This window comes from Rhodoluna sp. (assembly GCF_049276775.1).
Taxonomy (GTDB): domain Bacteria; phylum Actinomycetota; class Actinomycetes; order Actinomycetales; family Microbacteriaceae; genus Rhodoluna.
On the sequence record NZ_JBASXC010000104.1, the window covers coordinates 1 to 4,018 of the forward strand.

At 51.2% G+C, this 4,018-nt stretch carries 6 protein-coding genes; 2 read left to right on the top strand and 4 right to left on the bottom strand.

Features of this window, described 5'->3' with window-relative positions; all coding sequences use genetic code 11:
* The 3 genes from WAO31_RS06535 to WAO31_RS06545 form a co-directional block, all read right to left on the bottom strand.
* The coding region (locus tag WAO31_RS06535; protein ID WP_509591673.1) for an ABC transporter substrate-binding protein at positions 1-1,226 on the bottom strand (1,226 nt) is incomplete at its 3' end.
* Between the two features lie 490 nt (positions 1,227-1,716).
* Entirely contained in the window at positions 1,717-2,211 is a 495-nt protein-coding gene (locus tag WAO31_RS06540; RefSeq protein WP_509591675.1) for a GNAT family N-acetyltransferase, read from the bottom strand.
* Positions 2,212-2,251: 40 nt separating this feature from the next.
* Entirely contained in the window at positions 2,252-2,380 is a 129-nt protein-coding gene (locus tag WAO31_RS06545) for a hypothetical protein (RefSeq protein ID WP_509591677.1), read from the bottom strand.
* Between the two features lie 107 nt (positions 2,381-2,487).
* Here WAO31_RS06545 and WAO31_RS06550 point away from each other — a divergent pair, with 107 nt between their 5' ends.
* Positions 2,488-2,622, top strand: coding sequence for a hypothetical protein (locus WAO31_RS06550; protein WP_509591679.1), 135 nt, complete (start codon positions 2,488-2,490; stop codon positions 2,620-2,622).
* Entirely contained in the window at positions 2,619-3,590 is a 972-nt protein-coding gene (locus WAO31_RS06555; RefSeq protein ID WP_509591681.1) for a dipeptide epimerase, read from the top strand. The genes WAO31_RS06550 and WAO31_RS06555 overlap by 4 nt, the downstream gene beginning before the upstream one ends.
* Here the strand turns inward: WAO31_RS06555 and WAO31_RS06560 are convergent.
* On the bottom strand, positions 3,579-4,018 hold a 440-nt coding region (locus WAO31_RS06560; RefSeq protein WP_509591683.1), incomplete at its 5' end, for a 6-phosphogluconolactonase. The genes WAO31_RS06555 and WAO31_RS06560 overlap by 12 nt on opposite strands.

Below are 4,018 nucleotides of genomic sequence, written 5' to 3' on the forward strand. Positions count from 1 at the left end.
ATCCAGCGGTCTATGTAGGTTCCACTCTCCAACACCTCAAGCTCCAAGGTGATGTTAGCTTCAGCCAGCTGAGCTGCCACTGCCTGGGCTATTTCAACCGAACCTGCGTAAAGAGCTTGAGCAACGATTGCCCCAACGGTCAAGCCGCCGGCATATCCAGCAGCGGCCAGGTACTCAGCAGACTTAGCTAGGTCGCGTTCTGGGCAAGGGCGTGCGTTTGGATCAGATGCAAATGCTGGCGATGTAATCGGTCCGGTGACCTGGCCCTCACCAAGCAAAGCGGTGTCCAAAACAGCCTGTCGGTCAATCGCACAGGCAATCGCCAAGCGAACATTCGCGTCAGCCAGTGGGCCCTCAGTGGACCTCATCATTAAAGCGTGATAACTCAGCTGACCCGTGGTCTGAACAGTTACATCTCCGCCGATAGAGCGCGCGGTAATTGGGTCACCGAGCACCGCTAGCTGAACATTTCCGGCTGACATGGCCGCGGCAATGGCGGCCTCGTCTGGCAATACGCGGAACTCAAGGGTGTCCAACGGAGTTGGATCACCCCAGTAGTTCGGGTTTCTGGCAAGCAATACGTTCTGACCAGCGGTGCGGCTCTCGAGAATGAATGGTCCGGTACCGTTGGTTGCTGTGCTGAGTGACTCTTCATTGTCATCGGAAGAGACAATGGCGAGGTTAACCGAAGTGAGGTTAGCAAGCAGGCCCACGTCGGGGGTGGCGAGGTTCAACACCAAGGTGTCGGCATCTGGAGTGTCAATTGAAACGACGACGCCCAGAGTTGCTCTTGCAACGGCAGCATTCTCTTCACGCTGGATAGCCTCGTAGCTGTACTTCACGTCGCCAGAGTCAAATTCGCTTCCGTCGGCGAACTTCACTCCGTCTCGCAAGTCAAAGGTGATGGACATGCCATCCGCTGAGACCTCCCATGACTCGGCCAAACCTGGAACAACATTTAGGTCTGCGTCGAATGCGGTGAGTGTGTCGTAAACATTCTCCAACATACGGAATGCCTGGAATTGTGTTGCCTTCCAGGGAAAGATGGTGTCTGGATCGATTGTGATGCCGACAACCATGTTGCCGCCAACAGTTGCCTCTGGCTGCTCGGTGGCAGTTGTTGTCTCTGTTGGGGTGGCGGTTGGCTCTTCGGTAGTTGCCGCACATCCAGCCAAAACCAATCCGGTGGCCGTAGCCAACGCAATGAGCTTCAGTGGACGGCTCAACCCGCTTATCTGAGTCATTTTGCCCTCTCTGTCTATTGTTTTCTCACCGAAAAACGGTAAGCCTTTGTAGTTATGTCATGAAAATACACGGAAAAAGCTTTTAATGACAAAGTTTTACCTTTTCGTAATCAAATCGCGAGAAAATGTTGCTTCACAAATTAAGGCAAAATCGACAGTTTTCTCTTTGGTGCACCTATTTATTTCTCCCGAAGCATCAAGAGCTTGGCCAAAGTAATCGAGGGTTCGCTAACAAACAAAGGTGAAAACAGCATTGGATATACAAATCAATCGGTTCGTGTGGTGGGCGTCAGGTGTGGAGCTGACAGCTGCCATCGCTGATACCCTCGCCTTCTGGCTTGGGCGATACGCGCCTCTGAAAGTAGCAATACCTGGCTAAGCCACCGCCCAAGGAACCTCTATTGGGATCCAACTCCCGTTATGGTTGCTCAAGATCGGGAGATGCGCGACATGAAAACTCTGATTTCTAGCCTTAGTTTCCGTTTCTTATCATCTTGACCTCTGGGGCCTTCCAAACGTCAGATGTTCGACAGTCGTTGGTGATTTCAAAACCAAATTTCCTATATAGTCCGAGTGCGGCCTTATTGTCAGCAAACACCCAGAGACTGACCTCAGAGAACCCGCGAGCTTCCAGGTCATGCAGAGCTTCCAAGAGCAGCTTGCTGCCTATTCCCTGGCCTCCAAAGTTCGGCGAAATGTAGAGAGAAAAGAGGTGACCCATAGAAGATTTCTCATTTTCTGGACCAATGCGATAAAAACCCACCAACTGATCTTCCTCTAGAGCCAGGAAAGTTTGACGATCAGGGTTGCTGCCCAGGGCGTTGCTCCATAGCTGCAGAGAGTACTCCAGGTCTGCAGTCCTCCGAACTTCTTCGTTCAATACACCGGCATAAGAGATTTTGAGACAGCTTAAGAACAGTGAAGCAATCTCAGGTGTGTCATTGGGGACAGCCTGCCTAATAAACATGTGAAATCTCTTATTCTTCTGCCGAAAACCGACTGCTACCCTAGAACATGGTTGAGTTTATTTGCTCGCATGCGGCGTTAGCCATGCGGAACATGAGCATGACCGCAACCGCCATGAGCATTCCGAATATCGAGTGCTTTGCCTCAAATATTTCAATTTCATATTTCATTCAAAAAATTTCGGTCGTTTTGACCCGAATTAATTTCGTCAATTCACGCTAGGCAGAAGTTTGCTCTCAGAATTACATTCTCGCACTCTGGGTTCACTGGAACGCTAATGATTTCAGATCCAAATGGTGAAAAGACTGGTGTGCTGTCAACAAACCGGCTCACTGTTGGAACGTCTCGAGAGGGAATCGCCGAAATCTACCGAGCTTGCTCCGACTCGCTCTCATCCGAGGAAATTCAGTGAGGATAAGGGGTGAAATTCATTCCCTAAAGCTGTCAAAGCCCTTTGGCATCTCGCGGGGTCAAAAAACCACTGCCGATGTACTCAGAGTGGAGGTCGAAAAAGACGGGGTGATCGGGAGAGGAGAGGGAGTCCCATACGCCCGCTATGGAGACACCGCGGAATTAGCACTCAAGCAAATCCAATCTCTTCCCGCAGTCTTTGACCGTGAATCGCTTGTTGATCTTTTGCCTCGCGGTAGCGCTCGCAATGCCATTGATTGTGCTTTATGGGACCTCGAAGCTAATACTCTGAGCACGTCAGTCGGTTCGATGCTCGGAATGGGAGAACTAGCCTCTCTAACAATGGGATACACAGTTTCGCTGGCATCAACAAAAGACATGATTGCAGACGCTGCAGAGCACTCTCACTCGGCAATAATCAAAATAAAGCTCGGCTCCGAACATGATAGGGATGCGCTACTAGGCATCAGAAAGGCCGCACCAAACTCGCGCTTGATTGTGGATGTAAACGAAGGTTGGGACTTAGCGACCTTGAAACAAATGCTCCCCGTACTTGAGGACACCGCTGTGGAGCTCTTGGAACAGCCATTGCCATCTGAATTAGATGGCCAATTGCAAAATGTAGCCAGCTCAGTACCTTTATGCGCCGATGAAAGCAACTACCCCGGTCGTTCGGCAGAGGAGCTAGCCAAGAATTTTTCGGTCATAAATTTCAAGTTGGATAAGTCTGGTGGCCTAACATCTGCACTTCGCGAGATTGAGGCCGCTCGTGAGGCGGGCCTTGGCATCATGGTTGGTTGCATGGTCAGCAGCTCACTCGGAATTGCACCTGCCTTTATTGCAGCCCAGAGCGCTGACTACTCAGATCTCGATGGTTTTCTCACGGTTGAGAGTGACGAATTGCCGAAAATGGTGGTGAAAGAAGGCATGTTGTCCATGCCGTTGGGACTCTGGGGGCTAAAAAGCTAAATCGCTGACAATCGTCAGATGAGGATGGTCCAGCAGTGCGGCAAGGGGGACATCTGGCCTCGGATTCTCAAAAATGGCTGATAGCGCTGCCCTCTTTCTCTCGCCCAAGGCGATTAGAACTAGCGCAGTGGCTGCTCGGATAGTCGCCAGACCCTGCGTGTAAGCGTGAGTGGGAACAAGGTCTGGGCTCTCGAAAAACCTTGCGTTGTCGCTTCTAGTCGCTGGGTGAAGCTCAACGAGCCTTGTCGTAGTGTCAAAATCAGAGCCAGGTTCGTTGAACGCGATGTGGCCATTACTTCCAAGTCCCAACAGCTGAACGCTGATCGGACCAAGTTCTGTGAGTCTCTGCTCAAACAGTTCCAAGCCCGTTTCGCCTGAGTAATGCCCTGTGCCAGGAACATGAAGGGTTCCAGTCCATCCCAGCCTCT

Coding starts and splice junctions, on each gene's coding strand:
- WAO31_RS06540 (WP_509591675.1), bottom strand. CDS start 2,211: ATGTTTATTAGGCAGGCTGTCCCCAATGACACACCTGAGATTGCTTCA.
- WAO31_RS06545 (WP_509591677.1), bottom strand. CDS start 2,380: ATGAAATATGAAATTGAAATATTTGAGGCAAAGCACTCGATATTCGGA.
- WAO31_RS06550 (WP_509591679.1), top strand. CDS start 2,488: ATGATTTCAGATCCAAATGGTGAAAAGACTGGTGTGCTGTCAACAAAC.